Below are 20,621 nucleotides of genomic sequence, written 5' to 3'. Positions count from 1 at the left end.
CGGGCACAGGAGGACGGATGGCGACTCGGATGAGGATCGGCGACGCGGCGGCCGCCGCCGGCACCACACCCCGGGCGCTGCGCTTCTACGAACAGCGCGGCCTGCTCCCGCCACCCGACCGCAGCGCCTCCGGCCAACGCGAGTACGGGTCGCAGACCGTGGTCAGGGTGCGGGTCATCCGCGCCCTGCTGGCGCTCGGCCTCACCGTGGACGACCTGGTCAGCCGCTCGCACCGGTTGGACCTGCTCGCCGAGGACCCGCCGCGCAGCTGCGCCTCCGACGGGGACTTCGGACCGGACACCTTCGCCCCGGTGGTCGAGCGGCGGCTCGCCGCGCTGGACGCGGAGATCGCCCGGCTGACCCGGCTGCGCGAGGCGCTGGCCCGCCACACCGGGACGCAGGCCGGTCCGGACCTGCCGGGTCGAGCAGTACCGGGCCAGTAGCGCCGGGCGGTGCGGCGGGCCCACCGGGTCGTTCGGGTGACCCTGCGGTGCGGCGCCGGTCGTGCGTGGGCGATCGGGCGCTAGGAAGTGCAGGACCGCACCCCGCCGGTGGCCCGCCGGCCGCCGGTCCCACGAGAGGAGTTCCGGCGTGGCCGTCCCCACCACGTTCGACCATCGGGTGAAGAGCTACAGCCTGCCCCACGCGTACTGGCTGGCCCGGGCCGCCGACCTGGCCTACAAGGACAAGGACACCATCGAACGGCAGGCCCGCGACTGGGGCTTCACCGAGGTGCGGCACCACGAGACCACCTTCGCCCCGCCCTTCCCGCTCCAGGACACCCAGGCCTTCACCATGGCCGGCGAGCACATGGTCGTGACCGCCTTCCGGGGCACCGAGCCGCAGCAGATCCGCGACTGGCTCTCGGACGCCTCCACCCCGCCCTGGCCGGGGCCGGCCAGGACCGGCTACATGCACTACGGCTTCGGCGAGGCCCTGGAGTCGGTCTTCCCGGACGTGCGGAAGGCCGTCACCGAGCTCCGCGCCGAGGACCAGAGCGTCTGGCTCACCGGCCACAGCCTGGGCGGGGCGCTGGCGATGCTGGCCGGCGCCCGGCTCCTGCTGGAGGACCCGCGACTGGCGGCCGACGGTGTGGTCACCTTCGGCCAGCCCCGGACCTGTGACCGCCTGCTGGCCGCGGCGTACAACAAGGGCTTCCAGAACCGGATGTACCGCTTCGTCAACAACAACGACATCGTCCCCCAGCTGCCGCCCGAGCCCGCCTACACCCACGTCGACACGCTGCGGTACATCGACTCCGGCGGGAAGCTGCACGACTCGGTCGGCCTGGTCGGCGTCGGCGGCCTGGCGGACCGGGCGAAGGGCCTGACCGCCGACGCCTTCGCGCCGGCCAGCGACGGTATGCGGGACCACTTCATGCGCACCTACCTGGCCGCGCTGGAGAAGAACCTCGCCTGACGGCGATGGGGAACCGGGTCCGTCGGGCCCGGATTCCCGCGAACCGGCCCTTCCCGTCGCCGAGTTCTGAAAGCATCGACCTCGTTCCGGACCGATCCCGTTCCGGGTGGTGCGGTAGGAGAGGGGCCCGGGACGATGGGTGCGACGCGTAGGAGCCGGTCGGGAGCGGCGGTCCTCGCCGGGGCGGTGGCCGCCGCGATGGGGGTCGCGGGTTGTACGTCCGGCGGCTCCACCGGGGCGGCGGGATCGCCCTCGCCCTCGGGCCCGGTGAGCACCTCGCCGTCCGCGTCGACGGCTTCCCCGACGGGCGCGACGGCGACCTCCTCGCCGCCCGCCGCACCGGCGCCGAGTCCGACCTGCTTCGACACCACCATGGTCGGCGACACCACGGTGGCCGGCTACCTCTCCCGGCTCCCCGGCGCCGCGCGGATCATCGATCCGGGGATCTTCATGGGCCTGGACGGCCTCCACCTGGACACCACGGGCGACCAGCGGCCCTGCGGACCGGTGACCGTGCGGATCACCCGGTTCACCGTGCGGCTGTCCCACACCGGTTCGGGCACCGTCACGCGCCCGTCGTACTCCTACAGCCCGCTGGACACCACCGAGGTGACGGTCGGTCCCGCCAACGGCCTCGCCCCGGGCAGCGCGCCCCCGGCGACCTCGCACTGCTCGGGGGTGCTCTCCGTGGTCCAGTTGGGCGCGCCGATCAAGGACGCCGACCTCCCGCAGCAGCTGAATCTGGTGACCCCGAGCCCGGCGCCCACCGGGCCGTACCATCAGATCGTGAAGGTGATCGGCGAGCGCCAAGTGGCCGCCGGCCTGGCGCTCCCGGCCGACGCCGCCACCTGCTGAGGGCCTCCACCTGTCGGCGCCGGCCCTCCCCGTCGCAGCGGTACTACGCGGCCGGCGGCGCCCACTGCGGGTCGCGGCCGGTGAAGCCGAGCAGCTTCGCGGCCGGGCCCGCGTCGGAGGGGACCTCGACCACGGGGCCGAACTTGCCGAAGGTGTCCCGGACGAAGTCGACGATCCGGGCGGCCGGGCTCTCCAGCCCCGCCGCCAGGGAGTCGGTGAGCGGGAGGTCCTGACCGGTCGCGCGGGCGATGTCCCAGGCGTGCACGGCGGCGTCGAGCGCCGCGACCGCAGCCCCGGCCCCCGCCGGCATCGGGCCCATCGGCGTCGGCACGCTCTCGGCGTCCCGCACCGACTCCCAGGCCTTCGCCGCCCCCTCCAGCACCCGCGCCAGCTCGGCCACCGCGTCGTCGCCGCCGTCCGCCGGAGCGTCCGCCGGGTCGAACGGGTCGCCCGCCGGGGCCTCCTCGGTGATCTGCATGACCAGCGCCTGCTGGTCGAGCCGCGCGTGGTTCAGCACCTGACGCACCGTCCACTCGCTGCACGGCGTCGGTGCTCCCCAGGCACCCTCCGGCACCCCGCGCACCACGGTCAGCAGGTACTCGTGCGCCCCGGCCAGCAGCGCGAAACCGTCGACGGACATCCGGCATCCCCTCCAGATTCGTTCGGCATCGACCCGGGCGGCAGCACCGGCCGCCCCGAAGTCGTTCACCCTCACCATAGGCCCCGCCACTGACAATCATCAGCAGCAGCCGAGGCGCAGTCGAGCCGAAGGACTCCGGTAACTCCGAGGATCGGCGGTCCTGCCGGCTTCCGACCGCCTACGCTGGCCGTCCTGGCCGTCCTGGCCGTCCTGACCGGTCGGCCGTGCAGTCCGTCGACGTGATGGGGAGGGCGGATGGTCGAGCGTCAGGGGTCCACCGAGGACCTGTGGACCTGGGACTTCGAGGACAGCAGGACCGTCTACTGCAGTGTGCTTCGAGACTGCATCAACAGGCCGGAAATCAGTCGGTACTTCGGACACCGGGGTGTCAGTTCGGAATCGCTCGAACGAATCGCTCTCGGCGACGCATTCGTGCGCGACGCGCTCGGCAGGACGCAGACCACGTACGGCGCCTACCGTCGTGCGGTTACCGAGGCGGCGCGCGCCGGAGCCACGCTCCGCGCCGCCCGCGCCTCTGTGGTGGTCGACGGATCGATGCGGCTCTGTGCCGCTGTCCTCGCCCTCCTTCCCGTGTGGGTGCTCGTCGACCTGCTGGTTGCCGGTGGAGACCTGCCCGACTTCCCGGTCGTCCTGATTCCTGTGACGGCGGCCCTGATCTTCGCCGTTTGCATCAGGCTGCGACCTGCGGCCGAGCGCTCCGCCCGGAGTCTGATCGACTGGGCCCGGTACCGAACCAGGTTTCGACAGTACGAGCGTCAGCGCTCGGTCAGGAAGCAGTTGTGGGCCCAGCCCCTCAAGGACGCAGTCCTGATGCCCAATCTCCACGCTGTGATCCGTCACATGCTGGGACCGGACCGGGACTCCTTGTTGCATGTGGAGAACCACGAGGGGTTGCGGGACGTCCACGACGCGAAGTACGTGGTCGCGAGCAACGCCGAACGCCTGTTGCGGCAGAAGATGGACCAGCTCGACGGCGGCACCATCGCTGTCTGCGGGCCGAGGGGGACGGGAAAGTCCACGCTGTTGCGTTCGTGCTCGACGCGGCCGAGGACGAGCTCCGACCTGGCGGTGTTCGTCCAGGCACCCGCCGACTACACCCCCCAGGAGTTCCTCCTCACACTCTTCGGCGAGGTGTGCGAGCGCTATCTGAAGTTCCACGGACAGCCGACGGACGCAGGTGTGTTCGTCGATGCCGGGCGCGCACGCCGGTTGGGACGCAAGGCCTGGCGGGCTCTGAAATGGCTCATCGCGTTCGCCCTCGCGGTCGTGCTCCTGGCGGCGGCTGTCGGAAGGGGGCTGCAGTGGCTCTACGAGCACACGGTTCGGCCCAACGTGGTCGACCACCTCGGCCATTGGAGAGACGTCGCGTGGGCCGAGGTTGTGACCTTCTGGACGGATCATCCGTGGTGGGCGGGCATCATTCTCTCGGCTTGTGGAGCCCGACTGATGCCCTCGATGCCACGCCGACGCAGGGGCACTCGGATGCCGTCCTCCGTCCAGCAGTGCCAGCGGTACCTCTACCGCTTGCGGACGGTCCAGAACTCGACGACGGCCGTGAACGTGGGTATCACGGGCCCGCAGGGAACCGGGCTCGGGAAGTCGAGGACCACGTCGATGTCTTCGGTGCCTCTGACATTTCCCGAACTCGTCGGTGATTTCCGAAAGCTCCTGGCCGAGATCGCGACGGACCACCGGAGAAGGTTCAGGGGGGCGCGCGTCGTCATCGCCATCGACGAACTCGACCGGGTCGGCAGTACCGCGCAGGCCCGCAGGTTTCTCGGTGAGATCAAGGCCGTGTTCGGCATCGAGAACGTCTACTACCTCATTTCTGTCGCGGAGGACCTCGGTGCGGCGTTCGCACGGCGAGGGCTTCCCCACCGCGACGTCACCGACAGCTCGTTGGACGAACTGCTCTACGTCCCGCCGCGAACCCTCACCGAATCGAAGGAGTTGCTGGGGGCCCGGGCTCCCAGCCTGACACCACCGTTCGTCCAGCTCCTCCACGCCCTCTCGGGCGGTGTTCCCCGGGATCTGATCCGCTACGCGCGGCGACTGATCGAGGTGCACCACTGGACGACCCGTTCGGAACGGCAGGACCTCGTTCCCGCCATGATCTGCGACGAACTGGGCGACACGCTCGAGGGGTTCCGCACGCTGATGGCCGCACACCAGTGGACCGCCGAAAGCGGTCGACTGCTGGCCGACCTGCAGGTGCTGGTCCAGGTCCTGCGGTCGCCCGCCGAAAGGGACAGCCCGGCGACCCGTGACACGATCAGCGACCTCGCCACCGGCCGCGGTGTCCTGCGCGCGGCCCCACCGGAGGCCGAGGCGACGCCGTACGGGTTCTCCGGCGAGCTGCTGACGCTGTGGCAGGAAGCGTCGGTTTGCGCGTATTTCTCGCTGACCCTCTTGGAGATCTTCGGAGCTCCGGACTTCGAGCACCTGGTCGCACGGGCAGCGGGGGAAGGGCGTGACGGTGAGCCGAACCGCCTGGCCGAGGCCAGGCAGGAGCTCGCGGTGTCCCCGCACAGCGCACGGGTCGTCCTCGACGACATCCGACGCGCGTGGGGCCTCCCGGTCCGACCTCTCTGAAGCCGCGCGGCTCGGGGCCGACCGGGTCGGGTCGGCCCTCGCCGAGGAGAGCCCCGCGCTCAGGGCGTCAGGACGATCTTGCCGCCGACCGTGCCGGACTCTGCGAGGCGCAGCGCCTCCGCCGCCCGGGCCAGCGGGAGTTCGGCGGCGACCCGGGCCGTCACCTCGCCGCGGCGCACGGCGCCGAAGACCTCGCCGAGGTCGGTCCGCAGGCGGGCGCGGAAGCGGTCCTTGCCCAGCCCCCGGCCGGCCCAGATGTTGTAGAAGTGGGCCCGGCGGCCGTTCGGCAGGGTGTTCCAGAGCCAGGTGCGGGCCAGGATCTTGAGCACGGGCCACTGCTTGGAGCCGGTGTCGTCCCGGGTCGAGGCGCTGCCGTAGGCGATCAGCGTGCCGCCGGGGGCGAGCAGGCTCCAGGAGTCGATCACGCTGCGTCCGCCGACGTGGTCGAACACCGCGTCCACCCCGTCCGGCGCCAGCTCCCGGACCCGGGCCGCGACGTCGCCGGCGCGGTAGTCGACCGGCTCGACCCCGAGCTCGCGCAGGGCGTCGTGGTGGCGGGCGGAGGCGGTTCCGATCACCCGGACACCCGCCGCGCCGGCGAGCTGGACCAGGACGGAGCCCACGCCGCCGCTCGCGCCGTGCACCAGGACGGTCTGTCCGGCGCGCACCCGTGCCCGGCGGTGCAGCATCTGCCAGGCGGTGATGCCGTTGACCACCACGGTCTCCGCCTCGGCCGGGGTGAGGCCGTCCGGCACCGGTACGGCGTCGGCGGCGTCGACCACCACATGGCTGGCCCAGCCGCCGACCTTGACCAGTGCGGCGACCCGCTGCCCGAGCAGCCCCGGGTCGACGTTCTCGCCGGTGGCCAGCACCCGGCCGACCAGGTCGTAGCCGGGCACGAAGGGGAAGGGCGGCTGGTCGTAGTACCGGCCGCGGCGCATCTGCTGCTCGGCGAAGGAGACACCGGTGGCCTCGACGGCGATCACGATCCGGCCCGGCCCGGCCTCCGGCACGACCCCGTACCGGAGCTCAAGACCCTCCGGGGCCACGACACCCGGCAGTACGACCTCAAGCAGACGCTCGTCACCCATGATCGTGTTCTCCTTCTTCGTTCGGCAGATGCTTTCGCGTTCGTTATAAGTTATAACTCCGTCGGACGGTGAGCGTCAAGCGCAATCGTGAGACCCTCTAACTGTGCGCCGTTCAAGATCGCCGTGATACCTTCGCTCCCGCCGTGCGCCGCTGCGACCCGAGGAGGTGGGACCGATCAACGCTGCAACCCGTCGGGCACCCCTCCCTCGCATGGCCTGAGGGCTTCCCGTACTAGGCATCCCGAAAGGCCCGAACGTTATGCGCCTCCTTTCTGACACCTCCTCCGACGGCATCCGCGAGCAGCTCCTCGTCGTCGACGACACCCCGGCCGCGCTGTGGACGCCGGACGGTCCCGCCGCCACCCGCCCGCTGGTCCTGCTGGGCCACGGCGGCGGCGAGCACAAGAAGGAGCCCGGCATCCTGGCCAGGGCCCGCCGGCTCGTGACCGAGTGCGGCTTCGCGGTGGTCGCACCGGACGTCCCCGGACACGGCGACCGCCCGGTCGAGGAGGACTACAACCGGCTCGCGATCGCCAACCAGGAGCGGATCGCGGCCGGCGCGGACCCGGGCCCGCTGCTCGCCGAGTTCCACGCCCTGGTGGCACGGCGGACGGTGCCGGAGTGGCAGGCCGTCCTCGACGCCGTCCAGCGGCTCGACCACGTCGGCGCCGGACCGGTGGGCTACTGGGGGGTCTCGCTGGGCTGCGGGCTCGGCGTGCCGTTCGTCGCCGCCGAACCCCGGGTCCGCGCGGCGGTCCTGGGCCTGGGCGGGGCTCTGGCCTCGGCGGCGGAGGCCGCGCGGATCACCGTCCCGGTCGAGTTCCTGCTGCAGTGGGACGACGAGCGGGTGCCGCGCGAGGCGGGCCTCGCCCTCTTCGAGGCGTTCGGCTCCGCCGAGAAGACGCTGCACGCCAACCCCGGCGGACACGGCGACCTCCCGGCCTTCGAACTCGACAGCACCCTGCGCTTCCTCGCCCGCCACCTCGGCTGACCGACGCCTCCGCCGACCGCTGTCGGCGTGCTGTCGGCGGGCCGACAGCGGCACCGGTGTCCTGCCGGTGTCCTGACGGCACGCCGACGGCGGCCGGGCGGAACCTGGTGCGTGGCAGCACACGAACCAGGGGAGGCCCGCCATGCCGAACAGCACGCGACCGCAGCACTCTCGCCCGACCACGGTCCTGATCTCCGGTGCCGGGATCGCCGGCACCGCCCTCGCCCACTGGCTGGACCGCTACGGCTTCCGCGTCACCGTGGTCGAGCGCGCACCGTCCCTGCGCGGGGGCGGCCAGCCGGTGGACATCCGCGGCAACGCGCTCGAAGTCGTCGACCGGATGGGCCTGCTGGCGGAGGTCGGGGCGCGGCGGACCGGCCTGCGGGGGATGTCCGTGGTCGACGGGGACGGCCGGGAGCTGAGCCGAACCACCGAGCGCACGGCCAGCGGCGGCCCGGTCGACGGCCCGGACGTGGAGATCCTCCGCGACGAACTCGCCGAGCTGATCGCCGGGGTGGCGGGCAGCGGCGTCGAATACCGCTTCGACGACTCGATCGAGACCCTGGTGCAGTACGAGGAGGGGGTCCAGGTCCGGTTCCGCGGCGGCGAGGAGCGCTCCTTCGACCTCGTCGTGGGCGCCGACGGCCTGCACTCCAACACCCGCCGCCTCGTCTTCGGCCCCGAGGAGGACTACCTGCACCCGATCGACACCTATGTGGCGGGCTGGAGCGTGCCCAACCACCTCGGGCTGGACCGCTGGCAGGTCATCCACCGGCCGGGCGACTCCTCGGAGCGGATGTGCATGGTGATGACCGTCCGCGACAACGCCGAGCTGCGCGTCTTCGTCGGCTTCGGCTCGGACGAGCCGCTCGGGCGGATGCTCCCGCGCGACCCCGCCGAGCAGCGCCGCCTGGTCGCCGAGGTCGCCGCGGACCTGCGCTGGGAGGTGCCGCGCTTCCTCGCGGCCCTGGACGGGACGGACGTGTTCCACTACGACGTCGTCGCCCAGATCAAGATGGACCGCTGGTCGAACGGCCGGGTCGCGCTGCTCGGCGACGCCGGGTACTGCTGCTCGCCGCTGACCGGGCAGGGCACCAGCGTCGCCCTGACGGCGGCGTACGTCCTGGCGGGCGAGCTGCACCGGGCGGACGGCGACCACCGGGCCGCCTACCCCGCGTACGAGCGGCGGCTGCGCGGGCACGTGGCCGCCAACCAGGCGATCCTGGAACTCACCGGCGACCGGCTGAAGGCGGACGGCGCCGAGGGCGGCTACGAGGAGATCGGCCCGGAGATGGACGCGGTCTTCCGCGCGGCCACGGTCTTCGACCTGCCGGACTACTGACGCGCCGAGGACGCGCTGAGGACGCGCTGAGGCCGTCCGACAGAGTCCGTCGACCTGCGGTGGCACTTGCTTGCCTGTGTGGGAGTACTGGGGGCGGGCCGTGCAACGCGAGGCCGCCGAGCACGGAGTCCGGAGGCGCGGAGCGCACCTCGGGGCGACGGGGCCCGTCGTAGGCCACCGCCGCGTTCGCGAGCCGCAGTCAGATGACTGATGTCCGCCGGGCCACGGGTCGGCGAGAGTCGTGGCATCGGGCAGGACGAGGCCCCCGCTCCGGGGGCGGCCGCCCGATCGAACAAGGGAGACCGCTTTCATGAAGCGCACGGTACGGACGTCAGCAGCTCTTCTCCTCGCGGCGGCCGCGACGACCGGGGCGCTCGTGGCGGGTGCCGGGACGGCCTCGGCGGCCGGCTACACCAACTCGCTGGTGCACACCTTCACCACGGGCTGGAGCGGCATCAACTGGAACGAGTGCGACATCACCATGCACGAGCAGAACGACATCCTGCTCCGGTCCGGGAACCGGGACTCGCAGGTGTACTACTACTGCTCGCCGGGGCAGTTCGCGCACGGCGAGCAGGCGGTGAACCTCTGGTTCAGGCACCAGGCCTGACGGTCGGCGCGCCCGTGCGGCGGACAGCGGGGAGTCCTGCTGTCCGCCGTCCCGCCGGGGACGCGCGGCCGCGGCCCCGGCATCCGACGGCCCCGGCCCGCCGAGGAGGCGGGCCGGGGCCGCGGTGGGTCTCGGCTCACGGAACACTTTGCAAAGTCGCCGACGACTTTGCAAAGTGTTCTGCTTTGCAAAGTGCGCTGCGCGCGAGGTGCCGGTGACGTGAGGGCTACAGGGGACTCGGTGCCCGGCCCCGGTCCCGGCCCCGATCCCGGCCCCGGGGACGTGCGTCAGCCGGCGAGTTCCCGGAGGGCGGCGGTGGCGAAGCCGTGGTCCTGCTCGGGGGCGCCGCCGCCGATGCCGAGGGCGCCGATCAGCCGGCCGTCGCGGTGGACGGGGACGCCGCCGGCGATGAACAGCAGCGGCCGGTCGAGCGCGGTCGGCAGCGAGTGGAACGGCCCGTCGGGCTTCACCAGGTCGACCAGGTCGGCGGTCGGGGTGTTCAGCTGGAGGGCGGTGTAGGCCTTGCGGGTGCTGGTCTCCCCGGAGACGAGGACGGCCCGGTCGTCGCGGCGGAAGGCCAGCAGGTGGCCTCCGGCGTCGAGGACGGTGACGCTCACCGCGACCCCGGCCGCCTCGGCGGCGGCGCGGGCGGCGGCGACCAGGGTCTCTGCGTCGGCGGTGGTCAGCGGGGCGACGGCGGTGGCGCTCGAGGTGGCGCTCGAGATGGTGTTCGTGGTGGTGCTCATGGTGGTGCTGCTCCTTGGAGGAAGGGGGGCGGTCAGTGGTGGACGGGAACGGCGGTGGGGGAGGGCGCGGTCACGGCCGTCGGGGCACCGGCGGTGCGGCGCTCCAGGGCGGCGGACCAGAGGGCGAGGACCAGGGCCGCGGCCGCGAGGAGCGCGCCCACCCAGTTCGGCGCGGTGTAGCCGAGACCGGCGGTGATGACCATGCCGCCGAGCCAGGCGGCGAGCGCGTTGCCGAGGTTGAAGGCGCCGATGTTCACGGCCGAGGCGAGGGTGGGAGCACCGTGCGCCTGGTCCAGCACCCGCTTCTGCAGCGGCGGGACGGTGGCGAAGCCGAGCGCCCCGACGAGCACGACGGTGATCGCGGCGAGGACCTTGTCGTGGGCGGTGAGGGTGAACAGCGCGAGCACGAGGGCGAGGCCGCCGAGGGTGGTGTAGAGCAGCGGCATCAGCCGCCGGTCCGCGAACCGGCCGCCGAGCAGGTTGCCGAGGAACATCCCGATGCCGAACAGCACCAGCAGCCAGGTGACCGCGCCGTCCGAGTAGCCGGCCACGTGGGTCATCATCGGGGCGATGTAGGTGATCGCGGCGAACACGCCGCCGAAGCCGAGCACGGTCATCGCCATCGCCAGCAGCACCTGCGGGTTGCGGAAGGCGGTCAGCTCGCGGCGCAGGTGGGCGCCCTCGGGGCGGGGCTGCTCCGGGACGAGCCTGGCGATCCCGGCCATGCCGAGCAGCCCGAGCGCGGCGACGATCACGAAGGTGGTCCGCCAGCCGACGGCCTGCCCGATGTACGTGCCGAGCGGGACGCCGACGATGTTGGCGACGGTGAGTCCGGTGAACATGGTGGCGATGGCGCCGGCCTTCTTGTCCGGGGCCACCAGTTCGGCGGCGACGACGGAGCCGATGCCGAAGAACGCGCCGTGGGCGAGCGAGGCGACCACCCGGCCGGCCAGCATCGTCCCGAAGGAGGGGGCGGCGGCGGAGAGCACGTTGCCGACCACGAACAGGCCCATCAGCAGCATCAGCATCCGCTTGCGGCTGACCTTGGTGCCGAGCACGGTGAGCAGTGGCGCGCCGAGGACGACGCCGAGGGCGTAGCCGGTGACCAGCAGGCCCGCGGTGGGGATGGAGACGCCGTAGTCGGCGGCGATCTCGGGCAGCAGGCCCATGATCACGAATTCGGTGGTGCCGATGCCGAAGGCGCCGACGGCCAGAGCGAGCAGTGCGAGAGGCATTGGGCTCGACCCTCCTGTGATTGCTTGAGTGAGCTCCTTGCGTGTCTTCACAATAATTGCAGACGCGCGCTAACTGCAAACGCGGGATGTCGCCGTGATCTGGATGTCAGCTGGTGCAAGCCGTGAAACCGGCCCCGGAATGCACAGGACCGGTCCCAGCGCAGTGCTGGAACCGGTCCTCGGGGTGCTGATGGGAGAGCGGACTCTGAAAAGCGGCTTCTGAAGAGTGGCCTCTGAAGAACGTGCGGGCTACCGCGCGGCCGCCGGCGCGTCCACGGCTTCGACGGCCGCGACCAGGGAGGCCAGCTCGGGGTTGCGGGCCGCCTCGGTGAGCGCCTCGCGCAGGGCGGCGTCGTTGGTCGGTCGCGCCTCCGCCAGCAGCTTCAGCCCGGCCTCGCTCACATTGGTGTAGATGCCGCGCCGGTCGGTGGGGCACAGGTAGCGCGACAGCAGGCCCCGGTCCTCCAGTCGGGTGACCAGCCGGGTGGTGGCGCTCTGGCTCAGTACGACCGCGTCGGCGACCTGCTTCATCTGCAGGTGGCCGCCCTCGCCGTCGTGCTGGCGGCTGAGCACGTCGAGCAGCGAGTACTCCCGCACGCTGAGGTCGTGCCCGCTCTGCAGGGCGCGTTCGATGTGCCCCTCGATCCGGCTGTGCAGGAGGGAGAGTGCGCCCCAGCCGCTGGCCAGGGCGGTGAGCGCGGGGTCCGTGGCGGTCATGGGTCCGGGTCTCCTTCCGGTGGTGGCCGTTCCAGGATAAGCCATCGGGGGAAATACCGGCCAGAGCCGCTAGCAGGCGGATGCAAGTATTTCAAGGACGGCCGTCCTTGCCCGCCGCCGTGTTGAGCCGGGCGGCCTGGCGGGTCAGATGGTCCCGCTCGGCGAGGTTCGACGCGGCCCGGGCCGCCTCCGCGTACAGTCGCGCCGCCGTCGCCCGGTCGCCGGCGCGCTCGTGCAGGTAGGCCGCCGCCGCCGTGCGGCGCGGCACCGCCGCGTCGACGTCCGCGAGCGCCGCCAGCCCCGCGTGCGGCCCGTCCGCCTCGCCGACGGCGACCGCGCGGTTCAGCCCCACCACCGGACTGTCGGTCAGCCGCAGCAACTCGTCGTACCACTCGACGATCTGCACCCAGTCCGTCTCCCCGGCCGTCGGCGCGTCCGCGTGCAGCGCCGCGACCGCCGCCTGCGCCTGGAACTCGCCCAGCCGGTCCCGGGCCAGGGCGCCCTGGAGCACCGCCACGCCCTCGGCGATCGCCGAGGTGTCCCACCGGGACCGGTCCTGCTCGGCGAGCGGCACCAGCGCGCCGTCCGGCGTCGTCCTGGCCGCCCGCCGGGCGTGGTGCAGCAGCATCAGCGCCAGCAGTCCCGCCACCTCCGGGTGGTCCACCCGGGCCGCCAGCTGCCGGGTGAGCCGGATCGCCTCGGCGGCGAGGTCGACGTCCCCCGAGTAGCCCTCGTTGAAGACCAGGTAGAGCACCCGCAGCACGGTCGCGACATCGCCGGGGCGGTCCAGCCGCACCCCGGACACGGTGCGCTTGGCCCGGCTGATCCGCTGCGCCATGGTCGCCTCCGGCACCAGGTAGGCGCGGGCGATCTGCCGGGTGGTGAGCCCGCCGACGGCGCGCAGGGTGAGCGCGACCGCCGAGGCGGGCGACAGCGACGGATGGGCGCACAGGAAGTACAGCCGGAGCGTGTCGTCGAGCTCGGCCACCGGGCCCGGCGCCGGCTCCTCCTCGACCCGGTCCTCGCGCCGCCGCCGGGCCGTGTCCGCCCGGGAGGCGTCCAGGAACTTCCGCCAGGCGACCGTGACCAGCCAGCCCTTGGGGTCGCGGGGCGGGTCCTCGGGCCAGACCCGCAGCGCCTCGACCAGCGCGTCCTGGACGGCGTCCTCGGCCGCCGCGAAGTCGGCTCCGCGGCGGACGAGGACGCCGAGCACTCCCGGGGTGAGACCGCGGAGCAGTGCCTCGTCCATGGGTACGGTCACTCGGTGACGGTGGGCGCGACGCCGTAGAACGGGCGCAGCTCCAGCCACTCGTGGATCGGCCGGCCGCCCGCGCCGGGGGCGGCGGACAGCTCGCCGGCCAGCTCGACGGCGCGCTCGTAGCTGTCGACGTCGATCACCATCCAGCCGGCGATGAGGTCCTTGGTCTCGGCGAACGGGCCGTCGGTGACCGGCGGGCGGCCCTCGCCGTCGTACCGGACCCAGGTGCCCTCGGGGGCGAGCGCCTGGCCGTCGACGAACTCGCCGGTCTTCTCCAGCGCGGCGGCGAAGTCGTTCATGTACTGGATGTGGGCCGAGACCTCCTCCGGCGTCCAGCGGTCCATCGGCACGTTGTTGACCGCCTCCGGCGCGCCGCGGTAGTGCTTCAGCAGCAGGTACTTCGCCATGATGTCCCTCTCCTCGGGGGTGGTGCGGCCCATTCTGGCCGCGCTCACCCCTGGGACGGAGCAGGCCACGGGTTCTCGACACCGCTGCCGAAGATTTTTCGAGAACCTCCGCAGGGCCCGCCGGGGGGCGGTCGCGCCGACCACCCCCCGACGGGCCCGGTGCAGGTCAGGCCCGGTACACGCCCACGTCGTACAGCGAGTACCCCCACGAGGTGGCCCGCTGCTCGCCGTGCACCCGGACGTACCGCGCCGGGACGCCGGCGAACCGGGCGGTGTCCAGTCCGCCGTCACCGGAGGTGGTGGACCAGACGGTCCGCCAGTTGCTGCCGTCGGTGGACACCTCGATCCGGTACGCCCTGGCGTAGGCGCGCTCCCAGTCCAGGGTGACCCGGGAGACCAGGGTGGTGGTGGACAGGTCGAGCTGCAGCCACTGGTCGTCGCTCCAGTCGCTGGCCCACCGGCTGGACGTGCTGCCGTCGATCGCCCGGTCCGCGGCGTAGCTGACGAACGGGTTCCACTCGGTGGAGCTGGCGGTGGCGGAGGCCCCCGCGGTGAGGTTGGCGGCCGCCTGGTGGTGCTCCGCGGCGCCCAGGGTGGTGAGGTAGGACTCCGCGCCCCGGAACAGGTCGTCGACCACGTCCTGCCCGCCGACCTGCCGGATGTCCTCGATCCAGTCCGGCACCAGGCCGTAGTGCGCGGCCCCGTCGGTGTTGAGGTCCCAGGTGCGGCTGCCCGCGGTGGCGCGGTCGACCAGGGAGCCGCCGTCGGCGGTGCGGAACGGGTAGCGCACGGGGTTGGGGGTGTCGGCCCCGCGCGGGCCGGGCCAGCCGCCGACGCCGTTCATGTCGGTGCCGTAGCCGTAGCCGACGCCGTACTTGTCGCGCAGCGCGTCGGTGCGCTTGGCCTCCGAGCTGAACGCCTCCGCGCCGTTCATGTACTGGGCGACGAAGCCGCCGAGCTTGTAGACGCGCTCCATCCAGCCGAGGTCCATCCAGCTGTGGGAGGAGACGACGCCCGGGTAGGACTGCGATTCCAGGATGTCCAGCGACCGGCCGGCCGCCTTGACGCTCATGTGGTCGAGCTCCAGCATCATGCCGCGCCGCATCATGCCGCGCAGCGCGTACTCGCCGAGCTCGGTCAGCCCCCTGGTGTTGCACTGCGCGTCCCCGGCGTACGAGGGCACGGTGACCCCGGCGGGCAACTGCTGCTGGATCGAGGCGGGGGTCGGTGCCAGCCCGATCGGGTTGTCGTGCTGCGGGCCGGCGCACTTCTCGGTCTGCCAGAAGGTGCCGGTCGACAGGAACTGCCCGGCGTTGATCGCCGTGCCGAGCGCGCCCTCGTCGAAGCGGACGCCGCACAGCGCGTTGTCGAACTTGTGGCACAGGAACATGCTGCGCACGCCGAGCCCGTACAGCTCGTCGAGGCCGCGGTCGATGTCGGCGCGGCTGCACTGGGCGACGTCCAGGACCTGCTTGCAGCCGAAGGGCTCGGAGGTCTCCACCCCGAGCACCACGGCCAGCTTGCCCTGGCGGACCACCTCGCGGGCCTGCGCGCTGTCGGTGACGATCCGGAACCAGCCCTTGCCGGGCCCGCCGTACATCTTGTCGACGTACGCCTGGAGGTCCCAGGACTTCTGGGCCTCCAGCCGGATCGCGGTCATCTCGTCGCAGCTGCGGTCCTTGAAGAAGTAGACCGAGCAGATCACGCCGTTGGTCACCAGGTCGTTGACCAGCACCCGCTCGCCGCCGCGCCAGGCGCGCTCGATCCAGGCGTAGTAGTTCTGCTGGTGGGTCAGCGAGTCGTGGGCCGGCCAGTCGGCGAAGGTCGGCCAGCCGACCGGGTCGTGCTTGCCGTCACCGCCCTTGGTGATGAGGTCGAAGATGGCGAGGGAGCCGTCCGGGTAGTGCTCCGGACAGTCCTTGAGGGCGTCCTCGACCCCGGCCTCGGAGAAGGCCTTGCCGCAGATGAGGCGGCCGCCGAAGCCCTCGGCGGCCATGATGTGGTCGTGGGCGTCGACGAAGCCGCGGACCTTGCCCTGGGCGTCGGTGCCGGTGAACGGCGCGCCGGTGACGCCGATCGCGGCGTCGGGGGTGGGCCGGGCGACCGGGTCCCACCAGTTGGGCCCCGCCGCGCCGTGCGCCGGCGCGGCGAGGGCCGCGGCGACCAGGGCGAGCAGTGTGGCGATCAGGGTGGCGATCCTGCGGCGGGCGGGGAAGCGCTGTGCGTGGGGACGACGTGGGTGGGGGAGTCGCGTCATGTGCACCCCAGTTCCGGGTGGCGGGCGGACGACGCGGACGACGCCCGCCCGCGGCACGGAGCGCCGCCCGGGCGGGCTGTCATGTCCTGCGTACTCGGTGGGTCGAGAATCGCCACTGTTGGATTTTTCGTCAATAGCCGTGGCACAACCCGCCCGTGCCAATACCGGCGGGACCCGGCCGAGCGCACCGGCGGGGACCCCGCCGAGGGCACCGGCGGGGCTCGGCGGCCCGGCGCTCAGCGGTCGGGCGCGCCCGCCGGCCGGTCGTGCGGCAGGAACAGCGCCGCACCGAGGCCGACCACCCCGAACACGGCGAGGGCGATCATCGCCGCCGCGTACCCGCCGTTGGTGAGTTCGGCGACCAGGATGGTGCCGGCGATCGCGGTGCCCAGCGAGGAGCCGAGGTTGGAGATGCTGCGGGACAGGCCGGAGATCTCGCCCTGCCGGCTGTCGGGGAAGGCCGACTGCACCACGTTGACCGAGGGGGTGAGCATCAGTCCGAGGCCCAACCCGATCAGCAGCAGCCCGGGGGTGAAGGCCCAGATGTCGTCGACGGCGCGCACCAGCAGCAGCAGGACGACGATGCCGGCGGTGGTCGTCGCGAAGCCGGTGACGATCAGGGTGCGCTGGGACCACCGCTCCGCCAGCCGTTCGGCGCCGAGCGAGGAGGCGAGCAGGCCCAGGGTGGCGGCGGTGAAGACGCCGCCGGTGGCGATGGCGCTGTAGCCGCGGACCACCTGGAGGTACGCGCCGACCGTGAACGAGACGCCCATCAGCACCAGCCACTGCGCGTTCTGGGTGACCAGGCCGAGGTTGGAGACCCGGTCGCGGAACAGCGAGGTGGCCAGCAGCGGTTCCCGCCCGGCCCGCTCCAGCCGGCGGATCCAGCCGAAGAAGCCGGCCAGCACGGCCGCGCCGGCTGCCAGCAGACCGGCCATCAGCCACACATTGTCGTCCGCGGCGAGGATGCCGGTGACCAGCAGGACCAGGCCCGTCGCCGACAGGACGGCGCCGACGGCGTCGAACGGCCGGTCGGGGTCGGGCGGCAGCGGGTCCTCCAGGGTGCGGGTGAGGAGGAGGATCAGCGCCACCACCACGACCTGGAAGCCGAAGTTGGCCCGCCAGCCGATCGCGGTGGTCAGCAGACCGCCGATCAGCGGCCCGGCCGCCGCGCCGATGCCGCCGAGGGCCATGATGGCGCCGAACGCCTTGGCCCGGGCGGCGGTTCCGGTGAACAGCAGGGTGGTGAGGATGTAGACCGGGGGGATCAGCAGGGCGGTGCCGACGCCCTCCAGCACCGAGTTGCCGAGGATCAGCACGCCGAGCCCGGGCGCCGCCGCGCTGAGCAGCGCGCCGACCCCGTAGATCGCGAGGCCCAGCATCAGGCAGCGCTTGCGGCCCCAGCGGTCGGTGAGCTTGCCGCCGGGGATCATCAGCGCGGCCATCACCAGCAGGAAGACGGTGATGGCGACCTGGACGCCCTGGACGCTGGTGTCGAGGTCGGCGCTGATGTCGTTGATCATCACGTTCATGCTGGAGCCGGCGAAGCTGCAGATGAACTGGGCCAGGGCCAGCGGCACGAGGACGCGCCGCCCGCCCGCCGCGCTCGTGCGCGCCCCCGGTGCGGCGGTGGTCATGCCGGGCTCCTCTCGAACGTCCGCGTTCCGCAGGCCTGGTGCGGACCGGCCGGTGGCCGGTCGGTCAGGCGATGCCCCGCCGGTCGAGCTCCTCGTCCAGGGCGAGGGCCGCGTCGATCAGCGCGAGATGGGTGAACGCCTGCGGGAAGTTGCCCAGTTGCTCGCCGGAGGGCCCGATCTCCTCGGCGAACAGGCCGACGTGGTTGGCGTAGGTGAGCATCTTGTCGAAGGCGTAGCGGGCCCGTTCGATCCGGCCGGCCCTGGCCATGGCCTCGACGTAGAGGAAGGTGCAGAGGTTGAAGGTGCCCTCGGAGCCGCGCAGTCCGTCGGGGGAGGCGGCCGGGTCGTAGCGGTAGACCAGGCTGTCGCAGACCAGTTCGCGGTCCATCGCGTCCAGGGTGGACAGCCAGTCCGGGTCGGTGGGGGAGAGGAAGCCGACCTTGGGCATCAGCAGCAGCGAGGCGTCGAGCACCTCGGTGCGGTAGTGCTGGGTGAACGCCCGGCGTTCGGGGTTCCAGCCGCGCTGCACGATCTGGCGCAGGATGTCGTCGCGTTCCGAGGTCCAGCGGTCCAGGTCCGCGGGGCGGGCGTGGGCGCGGGCGAGCCGGATCGCGCGGTCGAAGGCCACCCAGCACATCAGCCGGCTGTAGGTGAAGTCCTGGCGGCCGCCCCGGGTCTCCCAGATCCCCTCGTCCGGGCGGTCCCACTGCTCGGTCAGCCAGTCGACCATCCGCCGGAACGCGTCCCAGCCGCGCAGCGCGCCCATGTCGCCGGTGCCGTCACCGTCGCCGGCCGCGAACGCGAACGCCGCCTCGCCGTAGATGTCCAGCTGGAGCTGGTCGGCGGCGCCGTTGCCGACCCGTACCGGCGCGGAACCCCGGTAGCCCTCCCAGTGCGGCAGCGTCTCCTCGCCCAACAGGCGTTCGCCGTCCACCCGGTACATGATCCGCAGGCCGTCGTGCTCGGCGCCGGCGCTCTCGATCCGCTCCCGGACCCAGCGGCGGAAGGACTGGGCCTCCTCCCGGAAGCCGAGACCGATCAGGGTGTGCACGGACAGCGAGGCGTCCCGGATCCAGGTGTAGCGGTAGTCCCAGTTCCGCTCGCCGCCGATCTGCTCCGGCAGGCCCATGGTCGCGGCGGCGATCGGCGCGCCGGTCGGGTGGTAGCTGAGCAGCTTGAGCGTGATCGCCGAGCGGTCCACCATCTGCCGCCAGCGGCCCCGGTAGGTGGACGACCTGAGCCACTCGTACCAGAACGAGCGGCAGGCCTCGAAGGCCGCCCAGTTCGCCCGGTCGTCCGGGGCGGCGGGCGGCTCGGCGCCGGAGGGCAGGGCGGTCAGGCACACGGTCGCCGTCTGCCCCGCGTCCAGGACGAACCGGGCCGTCACATCGTCCCCGTCCGGGCGCAGCTCCAACGGCCCGGCGGCCTGCACGCAGAGGTCCTGGCCGGGCCCCCGCAGCCGCACACCGCGCTCGTCGAGCACGGTCAGGGTGTGGTCGGCGCGGCCGTAGTCGAACCGGGGCCGGCACTCCAGGACGAACGGCACCCGGCCGCGGACCACCCGGGCGGCGCGGACGATCCGGTGCCGGTCGCTCGGGGTCGGCGAGGTGTCGGGCGGCATGAAGTCGACCACCTCCGCCACCCCGTCCGGGGAGAGGAAGCGGGTGACCACGATCGCCGTCCCGGCGAGGTAGAGCTGCTTCACCGTGACCTCGGGCACCGCGTCCCGGTCGACCGCGAGCCGGCAGCGACCGCCCCCGGCGTCGTCCAGCAGGGCGGCGAACAGGCTGGGGGAGTCGAACCGCGGGACGCACCACCAGTCGATGTCGCCGGCCGTGGAGACGAGGGCGGCGGTCTGGAGGTCGCCGATCACGCCGTGCTCGGCGATCGGGGGGTAGGGACTCATGGAGGGGCTCCCCTGGCGGACGGAGGGACTGGCGGCGCGGCCACCGTACGGAGCGGCGCCGGGTCGGCGGATCACCCGCGGTGGGTGACCGCCGGCCGCTCCCCGGGCCGCCGAACCGGTCCGCCGCCGTCCGCCCGCCGCGCGCTCACCTCACGGGGGTGATGCGGCGGGCTCCGCGCGGCGGCGAGACTGGACGCCACCGCCGAGGCGAAGGGAGCCGGCCCCATGCGCTACGAGATCCGGGTGTCCGGCGTACTGCAGGAGACGACCCGCCGGGAGGGCTTCCCGGAGCTGGCGAGCACGGTCGTCCCGGACCAGACGGTGCTGGTCGGCGAGGTGGTCGACGACGCCCACCTGTACGGGCTGCTGAACCGGTTCCAGGCGCTCGGGCTGACGGTCACGGAGCTGCGCCGACTGCCGGAGTAGCCGTTCGGGCCCCGGCCCGGCTGAGGGCGCGCCCAGGCTCAGCGCGCGTCCAGGCTCAGCGCGCGTCCAGGCTCAGGGCGCGTCCAGCAGGCGCAGCCGGGTGGCGGTGCGCACCGCGTCCCGGCGGTTGGCCGTCCGCAGTTTGCGGTTGACGCTCTTGAGGTGCGTCTTGACGGTGTTCGGCGACACGTACAGCTCGTCGGCGATCTCCTGGGTGGACAGCAGTCGCGCGGCGCAGAGCAGGATCTCCCGCTCCCGTCCGGTCAGCGGCTCGACCGGCGTCCCCGCCACCGGCACCGGCGCGGTGTCCGCACTCCGCTCCGGCACCGGGTCGCGGGCGGGCGGCCGCAGGTCGGCCGGCAGCCAGCCGTGGGCCGCGGCGACGTGGGGCAGTCCGCGCAGCCGTCGGCGCACCCAGGGCGCCGACTCGCGGAACGGCCGGCACAGCCGCTCCGGCTCGGCGGCGGCGAG

Annotated in this window: 19 protein-coding genes; 8 read left to right on the top strand and 11 right to left on the bottom strand. The window is 72.8% G+C overall.

Annotated features, from left to right (window positions below; all coding sequences use genetic code 11):
- Nucleotides 1-29 precede the first annotated feature (29 nt).
- The 3 genes from BI06_RS05500 (at nt 30) to BI06_RS05490 (ending at nt 2,274) form a co-directional block, all read left to right on the top strand.
- Nucleotides 30-443, top strand: coding sequence for a MerR family transcriptional regulator (locus BI06_RS05500; protein WP_043465477.1), 414 nt, complete (start codon nt 30-32; stop codon nt 441-443).
- A 148-nt stretch (nt 444-591) separates the two neighbouring features.
- On the top strand, nt 592-1,419 hold the full coding sequence (locus tag BI06_RS05495; protein ID WP_051740268.1) for a lipase family protein: 828 nt from the start codon (nt 592-594) through the stop codon (nt 1,417-1,419).
- Between the two features lie 267 nt (nt 1,420-1,686).
- The gene (locus tag BI06_RS05490; protein WP_158516386.1) at nt 1,687-2,274 is read left to right on the top strand and encodes a hypothetical protein; all 588 of its coding nucleotides are present in this window, start codon (nt 1,687-1,689) and stop codon (nt 2,272-2,274) included.
- A 43-nt stretch (nt 2,275-2,317) separates the two neighbouring features.
- Here the strand turns inward: BI06_RS05490 and BI06_RS05485 are convergent, their stop codons facing one another.
- The gene (locus tag BI06_RS05485; RefSeq protein ID WP_030395181.1) at nt 2,318-2,914 is read right to left on the bottom strand and encodes a TIGR03086 family metal-binding protein; all 597 of its coding nucleotides are present in this window, start codon (nt 2,912-2,914) and stop codon (nt 2,318-2,320) included.
- A gap of 255 nt (nt 2,915-3,169) precedes the next feature.
- Here BI06_RS05485 and BI06_RS05480 point away from each other — a divergent pair, with 255 nt between their 5' ends.
- A complete protein-coding gene (locus tag BI06_RS05480) occupies nt 3,170-5,527 on the top strand; it encodes a P-loop NTPase fold protein (protein ID WP_051740267.1) in 2,358 nt (785 codons plus the stop codon).
- 59 nt (nt 5,528-5,586) lie between these two features.
- On the opposite strand, the gene BI06_RS05475 is transcribed toward BI06_RS05480, so the two are convergent.
- Nucleotides 5,587-6,618, bottom strand: coding sequence for a medium chain dehydrogenase/reductase family protein (locus BI06_RS05475; protein WP_043465475.1), 1,032 nt, complete (start codon nt 6,616-6,618; stop codon nt 5,587-5,589).
- A gap of 259 nt (nt 6,619-6,877) precedes the next feature.
- Here BI06_RS05475 and BI06_RS05470 point away from each other — a divergent pair, with 259 nt between their 5' ends.
- The 3 genes from BI06_RS05470 (at nt 6,878) to BI06_RS05460 (ending at nt 9,561) form a co-directional block, all read left to right on the top strand.
- A complete protein-coding gene (locus BI06_RS05470; RefSeq protein WP_043465473.1) occupies nt 6,878-7,609 on the top strand; it encodes a dienelactone hydrolase family protein in 732 nt (243 codons plus the stop codon).
- A 142-nt stretch (nt 7,610-7,751) separates the two neighbouring features.
- Nucleotides 7,752-8,951, top strand: a complete 1,200-nt coding sequence (locus BI06_RS05465) for an FAD-dependent monooxygenase (RefSeq protein ID WP_051740266.1) — start codon at nt 7,752-7,754, stop codon at nt 8,949-8,951.
- A 310-nt stretch (nt 8,952-9,261) separates the two neighbouring features.
- A complete protein-coding gene (locus BI06_RS05460) occupies nt 9,262-9,561 on the top strand; it encodes a hypothetical protein (RefSeq protein ID WP_149030272.1) in 300 nt (99 codons plus the stop codon).
- A 287-nt stretch (nt 9,562-9,848) separates the two neighbouring features.
- Here the strand turns inward: BI06_RS05460 and BI06_RS05455 are convergent, their stop codons facing one another.
- From BI06_RS05455 to BI06_RS05420, 8 genes are all read right to left on the bottom strand, one after another.
- Nucleotides 9,849-10,307 carry a heme-binding protein gene (locus BI06_RS05455; RefSeq protein ID WP_051740265.1) on the bottom strand — a complete coding sequence of 153 codons (459 nt, stop codon included), beginning with the start codon at nt 10,305-10,307 and terminating at the stop codon, nt 9,849-9,851.
- Between the two features lie 32 nt (nt 10,308-10,339).
- The gene (locus tag BI06_RS05450) at nt 10,340-11,542 is read right to left on the bottom strand and encodes an MFS transporter (RefSeq protein ID WP_030395187.1); all 1,203 of its coding nucleotides are present in this window, start codon (nt 11,540-11,542) and stop codon (nt 10,340-10,342) included.
- A 249-nt stretch (nt 11,543-11,791) separates the two neighbouring features.
- Nucleotides 11,792-12,259 carry a MarR family winged helix-turn-helix transcriptional regulator gene (locus tag BI06_RS05445; protein WP_043465471.1) on the bottom strand — a complete coding sequence of 156 codons (468 nt, stop codon included), beginning with the start codon at nt 12,257-12,259 and terminating at the stop codon, nt 11,792-11,794.
- A 91-nt stretch (nt 12,260-12,350) separates the two neighbouring features.
- The gene (locus BI06_RS05440; protein WP_043465469.1) at nt 12,351-13,508 is read right to left on the bottom strand and encodes an RNA polymerase sigma factor; all 1,158 of its coding nucleotides are present in this window, start codon (nt 13,506-13,508) and stop codon (nt 12,351-12,353) included.
- Nucleotides 13,509-13,516: 8 nt separating this feature from the next.
- Nucleotides 13,517-13,924 carry a YciI family protein gene (locus tag BI06_RS05435; protein ID WP_043465467.1) on the bottom strand — a complete coding sequence of 136 codons (408 nt, stop codon included), beginning with the start codon at nt 13,922-13,924 and terminating at the stop codon, nt 13,517-13,519.
- Between the two features lie 166 nt (nt 13,925-14,090).
- On the bottom strand, nt 14,091-16,181 hold the full coding sequence (locus BI06_RS05430) for a discoidin domain-containing protein (protein ID WP_082558278.1): 2,091 nt from the start codon (nt 16,179-16,181) through the stop codon (nt 14,091-14,093).
- A gap of 236 nt (nt 16,182-16,417) precedes the next feature.
- The gene (locus BI06_RS05425; protein WP_043465465.1) at nt 16,418-17,818 is read right to left on the bottom strand and encodes an MFS transporter; all 1,401 of its coding nucleotides are present in this window, start codon (nt 17,816-17,818) and stop codon (nt 16,418-16,420) included.
- Nucleotides 17,819-17,882: 64 nt separating this feature from the next.
- Nucleotides 17,883-19,724, bottom strand: a complete 1,842-nt coding sequence (locus BI06_RS05420) for a glycoside hydrolase family 15 protein (protein ID WP_043465463.1) — start codon at nt 19,722-19,724, stop codon at nt 17,883-17,885.
- Between the two features lie 225 nt (nt 19,725-19,949).
- Here BI06_RS05420 and BI06_RS05415 point away from each other — a divergent pair, with 225 nt between their 5' ends.
- Entirely contained in the window at nt 19,950-20,150 is a 201-nt protein-coding gene (locus tag BI06_RS05415; RefSeq protein WP_030395193.1) for a hypothetical protein, read from the top strand.
- A gap of 72 nt (nt 20,151-20,222) precedes the next feature.
- On the opposite strand, the gene BI06_RS05410 is transcribed toward BI06_RS05415, so the two are convergent.
- Nucleotides 20,223-20,621 (bottom strand): helix-turn-helix transcriptional regulator (locus BI06_RS05410; protein ID WP_149030282.1); only part of this gene is annotated, 399 nt, incomplete at its 5' end.

Origin of the sequence: Kitasatospora sp. MBT66 (assembly GCF_000710405.2) — a bacterium.
GTDB lineage: Bacteria > Actinomycetota > Actinomycetes > Streptomycetales > Streptomycetaceae > Kitasatospora > Kitasatospora purpeofusca.
The sequence above is the reverse complement of the archived record's forward strand: the minus strand, read 5'-3'. Positions and strand labels throughout refer to the sequence as shown.